The 16,294-nt window shown below is 41.4% G+C and carries 15 protein-coding genes; 11 read left to right on the top strand and 4 right to left on the bottom strand.

Features of this window, described 5'->3' with window-relative positions:
* Positions 1–5 precede the first annotated feature (5 nt).
* The 8 genes from ACNAV8_RS06895 (at position 6) to ACNAV8_RS06860 (ending at position 6,278) form a co-directional block, all read left to right on the top strand.
* The gene (locus tag ACNAV8_RS06895) at positions 6–806 is read left to right on the top strand and encodes a competence protein ComA (protein ID WP_415777434.1); all 801 of its coding nucleotides are present in this window, start codon (positions 6–8) and stop codon (positions 804–806) included.
* Positions 796–1,320, top strand: a complete 525-nt coding sequence (locus ACNAV8_RS06890; protein WP_103855303.1) for a hypothetical protein — start codon at positions 796–798, stop codon at positions 1,318–1,320. Before ACNAV8_RS06895 ends, ACNAV8_RS06890 begins: the two co-directional genes overlap by 11 nt.
* Positions 1,301–1,840 (top strand): hypothetical protein, encoded by a 540-nt coding sequence (locus ACNAV8_RS06885; protein ID WP_146256876.1) that lies wholly within the window; start codon positions 1,301–1,303, stop codon positions 1,838–1,840. The genes ACNAV8_RS06890 and ACNAV8_RS06885 overlap by 20 nt, the downstream gene beginning before the upstream one ends.
* Positions 1,837–2,196: a pilus assembly protein PilP gene (locus tag ACNAV8_RS06880; protein ID WP_103855305.1), complete on the top strand. Its 360-nt coding sequence runs from the start codon at positions 1,837–1,839 to the stop codon at positions 2,194–2,196. The genes ACNAV8_RS06885 and ACNAV8_RS06880 overlap by 4 nt, the downstream gene beginning before the upstream one ends.
* A 10-nt stretch (positions 2,197–2,206) precedes the next feature.
* Positions 2,207–3,610 carry a type IV pilus secretin PilQ gene (locus ACNAV8_RS06875; RefSeq protein WP_103855306.1) on the top strand — a complete coding sequence of 468 codons (1,404 nt, stop codon included), beginning with the start codon at positions 2,207–2,209 and terminating at the stop codon, positions 3,608–3,610.
* 135 nt (positions 3,611–3,745) lie between these two features.
* Positions 3,746–4,294, top strand: coding sequence for a shikimate kinase AroK (gene aroK, locus ACNAV8_RS06870; protein WP_277870321.1), 549 nt, complete (start codon positions 3,746–3,748; stop codon positions 4,292–4,294).
* Positions 4,295–4,314: 20 nt separating this feature from the next.
* Positions 4,315–5,403, top strand: coding sequence for a 3-dehydroquinate synthase (gene aroB / locus ACNAV8_RS06865; RefSeq protein ID WP_103855967.1), 1,089 nt, complete (start codon positions 4,315–4,317; stop codon positions 5,401–5,403).
* Positions 5,404–5,408: 5 nt separating this feature from the next.
* Complete coding sequence (locus ACNAV8_RS06860) at positions 5,409–6,278, top strand: Dam family site-specific DNA-(adenine-N6)-methyltransferase (RefSeq protein WP_415777433.1); 870 nt, start codon at positions 5,409–5,411, stop codon at positions 6,276–6,278.
* On the opposite strand, the gene ACNAV8_RS06855 is transcribed toward ACNAV8_RS06860, so the two are convergent.
* The gene (locus ACNAV8_RS06855) at positions 6,262–6,576 is read right to left on the bottom strand and encodes a DciA family protein (protein WP_103853757.1); all 315 of its coding nucleotides are present in this window, start codon (positions 6,574–6,576) and stop codon (positions 6,262–6,264) included. The two genes, ACNAV8_RS06860 and ACNAV8_RS06855, sit on opposite strands and share 17 nt — an antisense overlap.
* Positions 6,577–6,682: 106 nt before the next feature.
* Between ACNAV8_RS06855 and secM the strand changes: the two genes are divergently transcribed.
* The 3 genes from secM (at position 6,683) to mutT (ending at position 10,320) form a co-directional block, all read left to right on the top strand.
* Entirely contained in the window at positions 6,683–6,994 is a 312-nt protein-coding gene (secM, locus tag ACNAV8_RS06850; protein ID WP_103855968.1) for a secA translation cis-regulator SecM, read from the top strand.
* Positions 6,995–7,079: 85 nt separating this feature from the next.
* Positions 7,080–9,797 carry a preprotein translocase subunit SecA gene (gene secA / locus ACNAV8_RS06845; RefSeq protein ID WP_103855969.1) on the top strand — a complete coding sequence of 906 codons (2,718 nt, stop codon included), beginning with the start codon at positions 7,080–7,082 and terminating at the stop codon, positions 9,795–9,797.
* A 121-nt stretch (positions 9,798–9,918) separates the two neighbouring features.
* Positions 9,919–10,320 carry an 8-oxo-dGTP diphosphatase MutT gene (gene mutT / locus ACNAV8_RS06840; protein WP_103853760.1) on the top strand — a complete coding sequence of 134 codons (402 nt, stop codon included), beginning with the start codon at positions 9,919–9,921 and terminating at the stop codon, positions 10,318–10,320.
* A 267-nt stretch (positions 10,321–10,587) separates the two neighbouring features.
* On the opposite strand, the gene mltF is transcribed toward mutT, so the two are convergent.
* The 3 genes from mltF to mfd form a co-directional block, all read right to left on the bottom strand.
* Entirely contained in the window at positions 10,588–12,000 is a 1,413-nt protein-coding gene (mltF, locus tag ACNAV8_RS06835) for a membrane-bound lytic murein transglycosylase MltF (RefSeq protein WP_103855970.1), read from the bottom strand.
* A 112-nt stretch (positions 12,001–12,112) separates the two neighbouring features.
* Positions 12,113–12,697: a D-sedoheptulose 7-phosphate isomerase gene (gene lpcA, locus ACNAV8_RS06830; RefSeq protein WP_103855971.1), complete on the bottom strand. Its 585-nt coding sequence runs from the start codon at positions 12,695–12,697 to the stop codon at positions 12,113–12,115.
* An 86-nt stretch (positions 12,698–12,783) separates the two neighbouring features.
* Entirely contained in the window at positions 12,784–16,218 is a 3,435-nt protein-coding gene (gene mfd, locus ACNAV8_RS06825) for a transcription-repair coupling factor (RefSeq protein WP_415777443.1), read from the bottom strand.
* Positions 16,219–16,294: the final 76 nt, after the last annotated feature.

Here is a 16,294-nt window from a genome sequence, read left to right as displayed (position 1 = left end):
GAAGAATGAAGAAAACGAATAATTTCACCACACAAAAACAAGTTGGTGTGTGGAAACAAGGTGAAAATTATGAATGTGTTTGGTTTGATGAAAAAAATCAACCACACGCCAGTACCCTATCTTCACCAATTTCCTTGCCACAACTTGCCGCGCAGCTTATACCACAATCAGGCAATAATTCCTTGAAAACAATAAAATTTATCACCGCAATTTCACCACAATACACTTGGATCAAAAATCTCCTATTGCCACAAATTTTAACTGCCACAGAATGTGAGCAACAATGTCGATTTTTATTATCGCAAGAATTACCCCTTCCCCTTGAAGAAATCTGGTTTGATTATCAATCAGAACCACTTAAACAGGGCTTTAAGATGAGTATTTTTGCCATAAAAAAACAAACAGCTTTGGATTATCTCAACGCTTACGCCCCTTTTCCTATTCAAGTGTTGGATTGCTGTATCCACGCGATAATCCGAGCCTTTCAATATCTCACAGGGGTTAGCACGGAAAAACAGGTGCTTTTTCTTTACCAAGATAAGCAACACACCTTTGCCGTTCAGCCCAACGCCTCAGCGGTTCAATTTATGCAACAAACTGACAAAAATCTCACCGCACTTGCTGAAATGTTCTGCCAGCGTTATTCCTTGCAACCTGAGCAAATTTATTACTATTGCAATGATTTACCAAACGCCTTGCATGAACACTGGCAGAAAGTCGAAACAGATTTCCCCTTTATAGCCTTAGGAAATGCCTTATGGCAACAATCTTTCTGGCAGCAGAAAGGAGAAACAAATGGCGATTAATTTGCTACCGTGGCGATTGGCGGCACATCATAAAAATATGAAAAAATTATTAATGCGAGCAGGAATTTGTTTCGCTATAAGCTTTGCTTGCCACCTTACGATGTTCAACGTTTTACAAGCAGAACAAGCCATCGCACCACAAAAGAATGCGCAATATGAAACATTTTCGCAAAATTTAAACCAAACTATTGAGCAGATTAGTGCCTTAAGACAACACTATGTTTATCAGCAAGAACAACAAAGTTTGCCATCGCAAGAGGTTATTCAATTTTTAGACTGGCTTGCTGCGCTTCCTTTGCAACAGGGAGAATTAAATGACGTGGCGCTTACGCAAGAAAAATTATTGCTCAATGGTTTTACAGAAGATCAACAAGAATTTGAGCAATTACAGCAACGCATCACGCAATTAGCGCTATTTAGCCATTCACAACTCACGCAATTTCAGCCCACAGGTTCACAGCTGACTTTTGAATTTCAATTAAAAAATGAACAAGATGATGAAGCAAATTTTTAATAATCCGCATAATTTACTCGGCAAGCTCGCCCAGCTTTCAGCTACCAAGCAATACGCTCTATTACTGATTTTTACCTTTTTGCCTGTGTCTTTTTGGATTATGGAATATCAGCAAATTCAACAACAAAATAGCCAAACAGATCGCCAAATTCTGCAATTAGAACAAGATTTGGCACATCAAAAACAAATTTTAAGCTCACTACAACAAAATACACAAAATACGTTTACACCTGAACTCACAAGCGATATTGCCCAAATAAATCAAGTTTTGCGTCCACAGGATTTTCAACTACAAGTAAAAAATAGCCAATGGGATTTTTACCAAGCACCTTATTTAACAATGCAATTAGTCGGCAATTTCAATAATTTACATCAATTTTTGACCGCACTTTTAAAGCGCACACCGCAACTCAATGTATTACAACTGCATATTTACAAAACACGCGAAAGCCCGCTTTCACAACTCTCACTAATCACAGAAGTTCGGTTTAAACTTTCTTTACCCAAGGATAAACAATGAAAAAAGCGTTTCTTTTTCTCATACTACTCAGCCCCTTTGTTTCTGCACAAGATCCTTTTGATAAAACACAGCGCACAGCACAGGCGGCAATCGTTGCTCAGCCAAGTTCTACAAATTGCCCTACACATAAAAAAATCTTGGCTGAAGAGGCTTCTTTTCAACAGCTCAAGTTAGTTGGAATCATTCAGTTTCCAGAAAACAACAAAGCAATTTTTACTGATAAGAATCAACAGGTTATGCTTATTCAAAAGGAAGATGTGGTTGCACAAGAAAGATTGCAGATTAAGGATATTTCACCACAGCAAATTACACTTTTTGACTGTATGCAATCACAATTTGTTTATTTAACCTTTTAGGAGAAAAAAAATGCGATTATTAAAGTGCGGTGCGTTTTTTCTGAGTTTTTCATTATTTGCCAGCGCAAGCGAAAAACCAAGCGAAACCTTTTCAATTCGCTTACAGCAAGCCCCTTTGGTACAGACCGTGCAACAGCTCGCAGCACAACAGAAGGTTAATTTAGTGATCGATGACGAATTGCAAGGTTCAATTTCGTTACAACTGCAACAAACAACCCTCGCGCAATTTTTGCAAGTGGTTGCCAAAATAAAACAGCTCCAATTCTGGCAGGAAAACGGTATTTATTATCTCAGTAAAGCCTCGCAAAATTCTTTGCCAGAAGTAGCCAATAACTTTCCTATTGAATTTGTAGATACATTGCCTGAGCCAACAGTTCCCAGATTATCAACAATGACAATAAAATTGCACTATGCCAAAGCTTCTGAAGTGATGAAAACGCTCACTTCGGGCAGTGGCTCGTTGCTTTCAGCAAATGGCAGTATGAGTTTTGATGATCGCAGTAACCTATTGATTATTAAAGATGAAAAAGCCGTATTAAACCAAATGAAACGCTTGGTTACGGAAATGGATAAGCCCATTGAACAGATCGCCATTGAAGCGCGCATTGTCACCATTAGTGATGAAAGTTTGAAAGAACTTGGCGTGCGTTGGGGAATTTTTACGCCAACAGATGCAAGCCATAAAGTAATGGGTAGCCTAAATGCGAACGGTTTTGCCAATATTACTGATAATCTCAACGTCAATTTCGCTACTACTAACACCCCCGCAGGATCGGTGGCATTGCAGATTGCCAAAATCAATGGAAGATTGCTTGATTTAGAATTAACCGCCTTGGAGCGAGAAAATAGCGTAGAAATTATCGCTAGCCCAAGTTTGCTTACCACTAATAAGAAAAGTGCGAGCATTAAGCAAGGGACGGAAATTCCTTATGTGGTGAATAATAATAAAAATGACAGCCAGAGCATTGAGTTTCGCGAAGCGGTGCTGGGGCTAGAAGTAACGCCACATTTATCCAAAAATAACGGCATTTTGTTGGATTTGGTGGTGAGCCAAAATGCCCCTGGTGGACGTGTGGCTTATGGCGAAAACGAAGTCATTGCTATTGATAAGCAAGAAATTAACACGCAAGTTTTTGCACAAGATGGAGAAACCATTGTGCTAGGTGGCATCTTCCACGATACCATTACCAAAGCCTTAGATAAAGTGCCTGTGCTAGGTGATATTCCAGTGATTAAACGTTTGTTTAGTAAGGAAGTAGAGCGCCATCAAAAACGGGAATTGGTGATTTTCGTCACACCGCATTTGATCAAAAAAGGGCAACAGGCAGAAAAACAAAGTGCGGTGAAAAATCCGCCAAAAAATCACCGCACTTCGTCATCTTCTAGCAAGATTTCGCACAAATCTGGTAAATAAATCTGCTTTGACGGTTGAAAAAGGTGGGCATTTATTGAGATAATCCCCATTATTTTTTGGGTGATCTTTTAGCAACCATATTTGATTTTGTGGTTGTCTTTTTATTTGTCGGAAAGATCAATTATTTTAAATTTTATTAAAGAAGAACAACGAAAAATGGCAGAGAAACGTAATATTTTCTTAGTAGGCCCAATGGGAGCAGGGAAAAGCACTATTGGTCGTCAATTAGCGCAAATGTTAGGAATGGATTTTATTGATACAGATGCGGAAATTGAACAACGTGCTGGCGCTGACATTAGCTGGATTTTTGATGTTGAAGGTGAAGAAGGCTTCCGCAAACGCGAAGAACGTATTATTAATGAATTAACACAAAAACAAGGCATTGTGCTTTCCACAGGCGGCGGTGCGGTGATGTCAAAAGAAAACCGCAATCACCTTTCTGCGCGTGGCATTGTGATCTATTTAGAAACCACAGTGGAAAAACAATTCCAACGTACTCAACGTGATAAAAAACGTCCATTATTGCAAGATGTGGAAGATCCGCGTCAAGTGCTAGAAGATCTATCAAAAATTCGTAATCCGCTTTATCAAGAAGTGGCGGATATTACCTTACCTACTGATGATCAAAGTGCCAAAGTAATGGCAAATCAAATTGTTGATTTAATTGAAAATATCAACGGCTAATTAAGCAAAAGGAAAAAATGATGTTGTGCGTAAATGTTGAATTAAAAGAACGCCGTTATCCTATTTATATCGGCGCAGGCCTGCTTTCTGATCCGAGTGTTTATCCCCTAAAATCAGGTGATAAAGTGATGATCGTGAGCAATCCAACTATTGCACAACATTATCTTGCGCAGGTAACGAAAACCTTGACGGAATTGGGTTGTCAGGTTGATCACCTGTTATTGCCTGATGGGGAACAATACAAAAATCTTGAGTCGCTTAATCTAATTTTTACCGCCTTATTAGAAAAAAATCACGGCCGCGATACCACCTTAATTGCTCTAGGTGGTGGTGTGATTGGTGATGTCGTGGGCTATGCCGCAGCCAGTTATCAACGTGGTGTGCGTTTTATCCAAATTCCAACTACCTTACTTGCACAAGTGGATTCTTCTGTGGGGGGGAAAACCGCCGTTAATCACCCTTTAGGTAAAAATATGATCGGGGCGTTTTATCAGCCTTGCACCGTGATTGTCGATACGCTCACCTTGAATACCTTGCCAAAACGCGAAGTCAATGCAGGCTTGGCGGAAGTGATTAAATATGGCGCGATTTTAGATTATCCTTTCTTTGAATGGCTAGAACAGCACATTGATGAATTGGTTGCCCTTGAACAAACGCCGTTGCAGCAATGTATCGCACGTTGTTGTCAAATTAAAGCGGACGTGGTGGCAAGAGATGAAACAGAAAAAGGTGATCGCGCATTGCTCAACTTAGGCCATACTTTTGGCCACGCCATTGAAACCCATTTAGGCTATGGGCAATGGCTACACGGTGAAGCGGTGGCCGCTGGCTCAATGATGGCGGCTGCGCTTTCTGAAATGTTAGGGGATTTATCGGTGCAAGATGTAGGGCGTTTAGAAAAGCTCTTTGCGCGTGCTAATTTGCCAACCCTTTCGCCAGATACAATGCAACCCGAAGATTATTTACCGCATATGATGCGCGATAAAAAAGTGCTAGCAGGCAAGTTACGCCTTGTGTTGTTAAAATCTCTTGGGCAAGCTTATGTGGCAAGCGATAGCAACAAAGAGCTTGTTCTTGCAGCCATTGCACGTTGCACACAAACTGACTAATCTCAATGTATCCTGATGCGACAATTTTCCCACAACAAAAATACCGCCCTTTTCTAAAATGGGCGGGGGGAAAGTTTCGTCTTACGGATCAAATCAATAAATTATTTCCTAAGAAAAAACAATGTCTTATTGAACCTTTCGTGGGGGCAGGGGCAGTCTTTTTAAATAGCCAATTTGAACGTTATATTTTGGTGGATATTAATGCGGATTTGATCAATCTATTTAACACCGTTAAACAAGATGTCAATTTGTATATCGAAGCTGTGAAAACGGTCTTTTTTCACCCTGATGCGAATACACCAGACTATTATTACGCGCGGCGCGCTCAGTTTAATCAATCCACCAATAACTTTGAGCGTTCCGTACTGTTTTTGTATCTCAATCGTTTTGGCTTTAATGGCTTATGTCGTTACAACAGCAAAAATGAGTTTAACGTACCATTTGGACGCTATAAAACCCATTATTTCCCCGAAATTGAGCTACGCTATTTTGCCCATAAAGCACAAAGTGCGGTGTTTATTTGCGCAGATTTTCACGAAGCCTTTAAATTTGCTGATGAAAATTCGGTGATCTATTGCGATCCGCCTTATGCACCGCTCAAACAAGAAAGCAATTTCACCAGTTATGCTGGCAATGAATTTTCCTTAGATCATCAGCAAGCCTTGGCTGAATTGGCGCACCGCACCGCAAGGGAACGACAAATTCCGGTGTTAATTTCTAATCACGATACCAAGTTTACCCGTCAAATTTACCAAGGGGCGAAAATCAAACGCTTAAAAGTGCAACGCTCAATCAGCCAAGCTTCGCACAAGCGGATTAAGGTGAATGAGATGATCGCCAGCTTTCACGGGCAAAAACTCAACGTGGCTGAGTGATTAAGGCGGGATTGACTTTAAATTGAAGTTGCTGAATTTGCGGATTTAGGCCCTGCACTTTCGCCAAGAGATCTTTTTCTTTGAATAACAAACTTTGGCGCACCATCGCATTTGCTACTTCAATCACTAACGTGGTTTCGGAAAGATTGGCAACGCGATAAAAGCCTTTAAATTGATTGGGAAATAGGCGTTCTACTTGCTCGTTCAGCTGTTGTAACAAAATGCCTTTTTGCATAATTTTGCCTAGGCTGGAATTTTCTAGCACATCTTGTACGTTGGTTGGTTTACTGTATCGCATCGCTTGTTTTCGGCTTTTTTGCCCTAATATTACACATCAGAATAAGACATTGTAGTGATTTTCCGCTACAATAACAGCGAATTTTTAATTAAAAATAAGTTAGCGAATGATTTCATCTAAAAGCACACAGAATTTTTGGTCGCAATTACTACTTAGTATGATTGCGATCTTTGCCTTGCCTAATGCGCAAAGCGTGGAAAATGCTGGGCTTGCCTGTGAAAATTATTCCCGTGAACAACGTCAAATGCAACAGCTTGCTTGTCATCAGCTGGTTGCCCACAAACAAATTATTCAACAGCAACAAAAACCAAGCAAAAAAAGTTTTGTTGCACCGAAAATTCTCACTAAAAAAGCACCGCACTTTGTTTTTCCTGTACTCAGTGCCGCCACGCCGATCCGTGCTGGCCCTACGGCTTAGCCTTTCTTTCTAGTAAATACCTTTTAACTGATTTCAGCGACTGCTGAAATTGAATTTAACCTATTGATATAAAAGAAATAAAATTATGTTTAGAACTATTTTTACAAAAATTTTTGGTAGCCGCAATGATCGCATTCTGCGCCGTTTGAATAAACAAGTAATCAAAATTAACAAAATGGAGCCGGAGTTTGAAGCCTTAAGCGATGAACAGTTGCAAGGCAAAACAGCAGAATTTCGTGAGCGCTTAAAAAACGGCGAAAGCCTACAAAGCTTATTGCCAGAAGCCTTTGCCACCGTACGTGAAGCGAGTAAGCGTGTACTCGGTATGCGCCATTTTGATGTGCAGCTCATTGGCGGTATGGTGCTGAATAATCGTTGCATCGCAGAAATGCGCACAGGGGAAGGGAAAACCCTTACTGCAACCTTGCCTTGCTATCTTAATGCTTTAACAGGAAAAGGCGTTCACGTTGTTACGGTGAATGATTACCTTGCGCGCCGCGATGCGGAAACTAACCGCCCATTATTTGAATTTTTAGGAATGACCGTTGGGGTAAACGTGCCGGGTTTGCCAGCGGAAGAAAAACGTGCTGCCTATGCTGCGGATATTACCTATGCCACTAACAGTGAATTAGGCTTTGATTATTTGCGTGATAATTTAGCTCATTCAGCACAAGATCGCTTCCAAAAAGAGCTTTATTATGCTTTGGTCGATGAAGTGGATTCTATTTTGATTGATGAAGCACGTACACCGTTGATCATTTCTGGGCCTGCGGAAGACAGTTCAGAACTTTATATTGCCATTGATAAATTGATTCCTCATTTAATCAAACAAGATAAAGAAGACACCGAAGAATACCAAGGTGATGGCGATTACACTTTAGATCTGAAAAGCAAACAGGCGTATCTCACAGAACGTGGGCAAGAAAAAATCGAGCAATGGCTGATCGATCAAGGCCTGATGCAAGAAACCGAATCTCTGTATTCCCCTGCTAAAGTCACGTTGTTACATCACGTTTATGCCGCATTGCGCGCTCATACATTGTTTGAACGTGATGTGGATTACATCGTAAAAGATGGTGAAATTATCATTGTTGATGAACATACAGGGCGTACAATGGCAGGCCGCCGTTGGTCAGAAGGTTTACACCAAGCCATTGAAGCAAAAGAAGGTGTACCAATCCAAAATGAAAACCAAACGGTCGCTTCTATCACTTACCAAAACTATTTCCGTCTTTATGAAAAATTAGCCGGAATGACAGGAACAGCGGACACCGAAGCCTTTGAATTCCAACAAATTTATGGTTTGGAAACCATTGTGATCCCAACTAATCGCCCAATGATTCGCGATGATCGCACAGATTTAATGTTTGAAAATGAACAATACAAATTTGCTGCGATTATTGAAGAAATTAAGGATTGTATTGCGCGCAACCAACCCGTGTTGGTGGGAACGGCGTCTATTGAAAAATCGGAATTGTTATCTGATGCTTTAACCAAAGCTGGCATTAAACATAGCGTATTAAACGCAAAATTCCACGCCCAAGAAGCGGAAATTATTGCTAATGCAGGTTATCCGGGGGCCGTAACCATTGCCACCAATATGGCAGGACGTGGTACAGATATTGTGCTTGGCGGTAACTGGAAAGCTGAAGTGGCAAAATTGGATAACCCAACAGAAGCGCAAATTGAAGAAATCAAAGCCAAATGGCAAGAACGCCACGATATTGTAAAACAAGCGGGTGGCTTGCATATTATTGGTACGGAACGCCACGAGTCACGCCGTATTGATAACCAGTTGCGTGGACGTTCAGGCCGCCAAGGTGACCCAGGTTCATCACGTTTTTACTTATCCTTAGACGATGCGTTAATGCGTATTTACTTAAACGAAGGTAAGCTCAATATGATGCGCAAAGCCTTCAGCACACCAGGTGAAGCAATGGAATCGAAATTGCTCACGAAAGTGATCGCTTCTGCGCAAGCAAAAGTTGAAGCGCATAACTTTGACGGTCGTAAAAATCTATTAGAATTTGATGACGTTGCCAACGATCAACGCCACGCGATTTATCAACAACGTAATGAGCTGTTGGATAACGAAAACATCGCTGACACCATTGAAGTGATCCGCCAAGATGTCTTCAACAGCGTGATTGATCAATATATTCCACCAAATTCCTTAGAAGAAATGTGGGATATTCCAGGGCTAGAACAGCGTTTAAGACAAGATTTCGCTTTAGACTTACCAATCAGCCAATGGTTGGAAGAAAATAATGCCTTGCACGAAGAAACCTTGCGCGAACGTATTATTGACGCAGCCGTTGCAGAATATAAACGTAAAGAAGAATTGGTTGGCTCAGAGTCAATGCGTCATTTTGAAAAAGGCGTAATGCTGCAAACCCTTGATGAACTTTGGAAAGAACATTTATCTGCAATGGATCACCTACGCCGTGGTATTCACTTGCGTGGCTATGCGCAAAAAGATCCAAAACAAGAATATAAAAAAGAATCTTTCCAAATGTTCACGGATATGCTTGATTCCTTGAAATTAAGTGTGATTACCACCTTAAGCCGAGTTCAAATTCGTACTCAAGAAGAAATTGAGCAAGCGGAGAAATTGCAGCAAGAAATGGCCGCGCGTGAGCAAGCAAAAATGCAATATAACACCGCTGATGATCAGCAAGCTCAAGGAGAGCAAGCACCATTGCCACCATCAGATCGTAAGATTGGGCGTAATGAACCTTGCCCTTGCGGTTCTGGTAAGAAATATAAACATTGCCACGGCAATCGCGCGGCGAAATATAGTTAATCCATAAAACATAAAGTGCGGTGAAAAATTTTTGATTTTTTTACCGCACTTTATAGAGAGTCTGTTTATCATTCATAGCTCAAATGCAAAATGAATGATCAACAGACCCTAAGGAGAAAAAATGGCGAAACCCATTATTCAAGTAGCAGCAGGCATTATTCGTAATGAATTTGGGCAGATTTATCTCACTCAACGTCTTGAGGGACAAGATTTTGCCCAAGCCCTAGAATTCCCCGGTGGAAAAGTTGATAAAGGTGAAACACCCGAACAAGCTCTTGCTAGAGAGCTAGAAGAAGAAATTGGTATTCATATTCTCAACGCCAGCTTATTTGAGCGTTTTACCTTTGAATATCCGTCCAAGATCATTCAATTTTCTTTTTACCTTGTAGAACAATGGGTGGGTGAACCATTTGGACGAGAAGGGCAAGAGGGAATGTGGATTGCGCAATCTGAACTTGATGCCAGCCAATTTCCCCCAGCGAACAGCAAACTTATTCAACGCTTATTGGCTGAAAATGCATAATTTATCGATAACAAAAAAAGCATTATGTGGGCAACATAATGCTTTTTCATTTCACTCCTTAACAACAAATATCCTGAACTACAAATTGCAATGAATGGCGTTCGTGTAAGCGGAATTTTCGCTGTTTCAAACGTTTTAATCTTAAAGCTCGCACTTGTGATAAACGGAAGAGTTTAGTGTTGTTTTTCTTCAAAAATGTTTTTCTTTTTACTGCCATAATATCCTCTATTTTCTATCAAAATTCACAGCCTAAGGGAAACCCCTAAATTATTTGCTGCGTTGTGGTAAAGGTTGGTTTTGTTCTTCTTGGTTTTGCTGTACGCGGTGATAATTCACAATGCTGTTCATATATCGGCGAATATTTTCCACATATTGGAACGCCTCATAACCTCGCGCATAGCCATATTTTAAATTTGTGTAGTAACGTTTTTCTGCCAGTAAGGGAAGATTTTTCTTCACATCAAGCCAGTTATCAGGATCACCGCCAAGGCTTTTCGTTAAACGGCGCACATCAAGTAAATGCCCTAGTCCCATATTATAAGCACATAAGGCAAACCAAATGCGATCTTCTTGGCGAATGGTATTTGGCATTTGCGCAAGTAATAAATGCAAATATTCTGCCCCCGCTTTAATGCTTTGCTCCGCATCTAAACGATTGTTGATTTTCATTCGCTCCGCTGTCGCCTTAGTAAGCATCATCATTCCGCGCACCCCTGTTGGCGAAGTGGCTTCTGGGTTCCAATGTGATTCTTGATAAGCAATAGCAGCTAACAAGCGCCAATCCAAATCCCCTTTATACTTATCAAAAAGATAGGCATATTTCGGTAAAATTGTTTCTATCGCGTTTAAATAAGAACGAGTGTCCACATAATCAAACTGCGCAAGATGATTAAAATATTTTTCTTCAATGCGTGCAATAAGCCCTGTTTCAATGACATTATTCATAAAATCAAGCAAGGCGGCTTGCAGTTCGTTATAAGTGTTATTCGCCAGATACCAATGAATGGTTGCTTCATCAGTAACATCAAAGGCAACCGCAAGCTGTGGCTTAATTTGTTGGGTAATGGAAATATCTATTGAGTTAGCAATGGTGTAATCTATTTTACTTTCCGCAACTTGCAGCAATAATTCTTCTTGGCTTTGATCTACTGTCGTCCATTGCAAATCAGGATATTGCTCTTTAAAACGGTTAAGCAATATATTAAGCTCCGAGCCTTTCGCCACCACTAAGCGACCATTTAATCTTGCTAGCGAATTCGGGCGATTTTCTCCTTTACGGTAAACCAGTTGCCACGAGGCAGAAGAATACGCCGGTCCAAGCTGAAACTGTTCTAATTTTTCAGGCTGATAAAGCAAATTCGCTGCGGCTAAATCAATTTGATGAGCGGATAACGCAGAAAACAGTGCTTGAACGCTATCCATTGGGCGAATATCCAATTCTACATTTAAATAATCGGCAAAGGCTTTCGTCAGTTCATATTCAAACCCCGTTGCGCCTTCCGAACCAATGAAATAAGAAATAGGATTATTCAGTGTGCCAACAATCAGTTTGCCTTTGGTTTGCACCATTGCATAAGGGTTATCTTCCGATTGCATTATGCGCTGCCACGGGAACACCATATCAATGGCCCATAATAATAAGGCAACGGCACTCACTATGCGTAAAAATAAACCTTTCAATCTCGCTCTACTCTATCATCACAACACATTTTATGTGTTTGGTTAAATTTAAAAGTGCGGTAAAAAATCATTAAATTTTGTACCGCACTTATCAAATTAAATGAAAAATAAATTATGCCACTTTCGCCATTTCAAATTCGATCAACATCATTAAAATATGGATCACTTTGATGTGGATTTCTTGAATGCGATCGGCATAACGGAAATGTGGCACGCGAATTTCTACATCAGCAAGCCCTGCCATTTGTCCGCCGTCTTTGCCTGTCATTGCGATGACTTTCATTCCTTTGTCTTTCGCGGCTTTAATGGCGTTTAAAATATTTTTGGAATTGCCTGAAGTGGATAAGCCAAACAGTACATCGCCTTTTTGCCCTACTGCTTCAATATAGCGAGAGAACACATAATCATAGCCAAAATCATTACTCACGCAGCTTAAATGGCTGACATCAGAAATAGCAATGGCTGGATAACCAGGGCGGTTTTCGCGATAGCGCCCAGTGAGTTCTTCGGCAAAGTGCATTGCATCACAATGGGATCCACCATTACCGCACGAAAGCACTTTTCCGCCTTGTTTAAAGCTATCCGCAATTAACAATGCAGCTTGTTGAATTAATTCGATATTTTTTTCATCATTGACGAATTTATTAAGCACGTCCTGCGCTTCGTTCAGCTCGGCTTTAATTTGATCTAAGTACATTTTGTTCTCCTTTTGAGATAACGCATTAAAGTTAAAATGGCGTTAATCTATCACGATTTTGCCATTAATTCATTATATTTCCGTGCCTAGGGTTGTAACGCTTGAAGCAATTCTGTAACAAAATCCAACCGCACTTTATTATCGGTTAAATCACGCTGAAACCTAAATTTTGTTGGGCCGTCAAAGCGATACACCGCAGGGGATTGCTGAATAAGCTGCAAGAATTTTGTTGGGTCAAGGCTTGCTTGAGGGGAAAACTCAATAAAGCCACCTTGTGCCGTTGCTTCAATGCGAATGATCTGCAATGGCTTGGCTTGCAAACGCAGTTGAGCAATTTGTAATAAATTCTTGGCTGGCTGTGGCAATAACCCGAAGCGGTCGATAAGCTCCACTTTTAATTCATCAAGCTCTTGCGTATTTTCTGCCCCTGCAATGCGTTTATAAAAACCAAGACGCATATTTACATCGCCTAGGTAGTCATCTGGCAGTAAGGCGGGAATACGCAAATCAATTTCAACTTGGCGCTGGGTGAGTTCATCAAGAGAAGGTTCACACCCCTCTTTCAGTGCATTTACCGCACTTTCTAGCAGATCCATATATAACGAAAAACCAATGCTTTCAATTTGTCCACTTTGCTCATCACCAAGCAATTCCCCTGCACCGCGAATTTCTAAATCTTGCGTTGCCAACATAAAGCCTGCGCCAAGATTATCCAGACTTTCCAAGGCTTCAAGGCGTTTCAAGGCATCTTTTGTCATTGCTTTTGGTGGCGGTGTGAGCAAATAGGCATAGGCTTGATGATGCGAACGCCCCACTCGCCCACGCAGTTGGTGTAATTGTGCTAAACCAAAGCGATCCGCACGTTCAATGATGATGGTGTTCGCCGTTGGCACATCAATCCCTGTTTCAATAATGGTGGAACAAACTAGCACGTTATAACGCTGATGATAAAAATCGGACATCACACGTTCCAATTCACGCTCTCGCATTTGCCCGTGGCCAATCACTATGCGTGCTTCAGGCACAAGTGCGGCAAGATTTTCCGCACAATTTTCAATGCTCGCCACATCATTATGCAAATAATAAACTTGTCCGCCACGCAGAATTTCACGCAAAATTGCTTCACGAATAATTAAATCATCAGCCTGTCGCACAAAAGTTTTAATGGTTAAACGGCGCGCAGGTGGCGTGGAGATAATAGAAAGATCACGAATACCATTCATCGCCATATTTAAGGTGCGTGGAATTGGCGTTGCCGTCAGGGTGAGAATATCCACATTGGCACGCAGTTGCTTGATTTTTTCTTTTTGACGCACGCCGAAACGATGCTCTTCATCAATAATCAGCAAGCCGAGATCCTTAAATTTCACTTCTGGCTGAATCAGTTTGTGCGTGCCGATTAGAATATCAATCTTGCCTTCCGCTAAATCAGCAAGCAGGACTTTTTGCTCTTTCGCTGTTTTAAAGCGCGAAAGCACTTCCACATTCACTGGCAAGTTGGCAAAGCGATCTTTAAAGTTCTCGTAATGTTGCTGAGCAAGAAGCGTGGTCGGCACAAGCACGGCTACTTGTTTATGGTTCATCACCGCCAAAAAGGCAGCACGCATTGCTACTTCTGTTTTACCAAATCCCACATCACCACAAACTAAACGATCCATCGCTTTCGGTTGCGTCATATCAGAAATTACCGCATTGATTGCCGTCATTTGATCCAAAGTTTCTTCAAAAGGGAAAGTGGCTGAAAACTGCATAAACTCATCACGATCATAATGAAAGGCAAAGCCTTTTTGCGCTTCGCGGCGCGCGTACACATCAAGCAATTCAGCGGCGACATCACGAATTTTCTCCGCTGCTTTCTGGCGGCTTTTCGCCCAAGCATCACTGCCTAATTTATGCAATGGCGCAGTTTCTTCCGAGCCACCTACATAACGACTAATCAAATGCAGTGAGGTTACCGGCACATAAAGCTTGGAATCATTAGCATATTGCAGCAGTAAAAATTCCGATTTTATCCCTGCATTTTCTAGCGTCACCAAGCCTGCATAACGCCCTACCCCGTGATCTAAATGCACCACAGGCTGACCAATTTTAAGCTCCGCTAAATGGCGAATTAAGGTATCTGGATTAACCGATTTTTGTCGATCTCGGCTGCGTTGTTGCACACGCTCGCCCAGCAATTCCGTTTCCGTAATCAACGCAAGAGAAGCCTTGCTTTTATCCACAATAAAACCACGATCTTGGCTACAAATCAGCAAACTTTGCTTTTCTTGCAAATCGGAAAGATGTGCAATTTGTTTTGGTCTTAATTTCAGCGGATTGAGCAAATCAAGCAAGGTTTCGCGCCGCCCTTCTGTTTCCACACAAAAGACAATATCGCCATTAAACTGCGCCATAAATTGTTGCAAAGGTAAGAGCGGTTCTTTTTGTTGTAATTTTAGGCTTAAGTCTGGCAAGGCTTGCACAGGCAAGTTTTGCTGACGCACAGAAGCACGCGCCACTTTCTCCGCTTTCAAGGTGATTTTAGGAAAATGTTTGAGCTGATGATTAATTTGGTCAATGGGCAACCAAAGCTGATCTGGCGGTAATAAAGGGCGCATTGGATCAACACGGCGGCTTTCATAACGCTGTTCACAATCTTGATAAAAACGCTCACCTTGTTGCTGATTGCTCTCAAAATCTACAAATAATGTCTGTTCAGGCAAATAATCAAATAAGGTGGCCATTTGTTCAAAAAACAACGGCTGCCAATACTCAATCCCTGCTGCCAGCGTGCCTTTGCTCACCTGTTGATAAATATGCTCAGGATCACGGCGAATTTCGCCAAAGGTTTCACGGAATTTGGTGCGGAAAAATTCAATGCCTTTGTGATCAGTGGGGAACTCTTGGGCGGGCAACAACCGAATTGAGGGAATTTCCTCCAGCGTGCGTTGCGTATCCACATCAAAAGTACGAATGCTATCAATCTCATCATCAAAAAAATCTAAACGAAAAGGCACCGCACTTCCCATTGGAAACAGATCGAGCAACGCCCCACGTAGTGCATATTCCCCGTGTTCCAGCACCTGTTCCACCGCACGATAACCCGCATTTTCTAACTTCAAACGAAAATCGTTAATCACAATGCGATCGCCTTTTTTAATCAACAACACATTGTGCTGCAAATACTCAGGCGGGCAAATTTTTTGCATTAACGTGCTGATCGGCAAAATAAAAATACCGTTTTTTGCATTTTGCAAATGGAATAACGCACTGAGCCGTGAAGAAATAATGTCTTGATGCGGCGAAAAGCTGTCATAAGGCAAGGTTTCCCAATCTGGGAAAAAGGTAACAGGCTGCGAAACGAATTCCGCCAAAACTTTCGATAAACGCACCGCACTTCGCGTATCTGGCGTTACCACTACGGTAAGCCCTTGGTGGCTTTGGGCAATTTCGGCAAGGGCTAAGGTATCGCTACCTGCAATAACATTGGCTAAAATTTTGTGATCATTGGCTTGTGTTGGGATATTCAAATCAAAATACATCATAAGGCTAAGTGCGGTGCTTTTTTCATCTATTTTTACGGATTAAAATTGTGCCTAGTTTAGCGGAAATCCCCAA

Source organism: Avibacterium endocarditidis (genome assembly GCF_965138825.1).
GTDB lineage: Bacteria > Pseudomonadota > Gammaproteobacteria > Enterobacterales > Pasteurellaceae > Avibacterium > Avibacterium endocarditidis.
Note: the sequence above shows the minus strand (reverse complement) of the source record. Positions and strands in the feature narration are given on the sequence as shown.

Bases quoted from the DNA above. Each gene is read 5' to 3' on its own strand.
- ACNAV8_RS06890 (WP_103855303.1), top strand. From the start codon at position 796: ATGGCGATTAATTTGCTACCGTGGCGATTGGCGGCACATCATAAAAAT.
- lpcA (WP_103855971.1), bottom strand. From the start codon at position 12,697: ATGTACTTAGATCAAATTAAAGCCGAGCTGAACGAAGCGCAGGACGTG.
- ACNAV8_RS06895 (WP_415777434.1), top strand. From the start codon at position 6: ATGAAGAAAACGAATAATTTCACCACACAAAAACAAGTTGGTGTGTGG.
- ACNAV8_RS06875 (WP_103855306.1), top strand. From the start codon at position 2,207: ATGCGATTATTAAAGTGCGGTGCGTTTTTTCTGAGTTTTTCATTATTT.
- ACNAV8_RS06880 (WP_103855305.1), top strand. From the start codon at position 1,837: ATGAAAAAAGCGTTTCTTTTTCTCATACTACTCAGCCCCTTTGTTTCT.
- ACNAV8_RS06885 (WP_146256876.1), top strand. From the start codon at position 1,301: ATGATGAAGCAAATTTTTAATAATCCGCATAATTTACTCGGCAAGCTC.
- aroB (WP_103855967.1), top strand. From the start codon at position 4,315: ATGTTGTGCGTAAATGTTGAATTAAAAGAACGCCGTTATCCTATTTAT.
- secM (WP_103855968.1), top strand. From the start codon at position 6,683: ATGATTTCATCTAAAAGCACACAGAATTTTTGGTCGCAATTACTACTT.
- ACNAV8_RS06860 (WP_415777433.1), top strand. From the start codon at position 5,409: ATGTATCCTGATGCGACAATTTTCCCACAACAAAAATACCGCCCTTTT.
- ACNAV8_RS06855 (WP_103853757.1), bottom strand. From the start codon at position 6,576: ATGCGATACAGTAAACCAACCAACGTACAAGATGTGCTAGAAAATTCC.
- mutT (WP_103853760.1), top strand. From the start codon at position 9,919: ATGGCGAAACCCATTATTCAAGTAGCAGCAGGCATTATTCGTAATGAA.
- mfd (WP_415777443.1), bottom strand. From the start codon at position 16,218: ATGTATTTTGATTTGAATATCCCAACACAAGCCAATGATCACAAAATT.
- secA (WP_103855969.1), top strand. From the start codon at position 7,080: ATGTTTAGAACTATTTTTACAAAAATTTTTGGTAGCCGCAATGATCGC.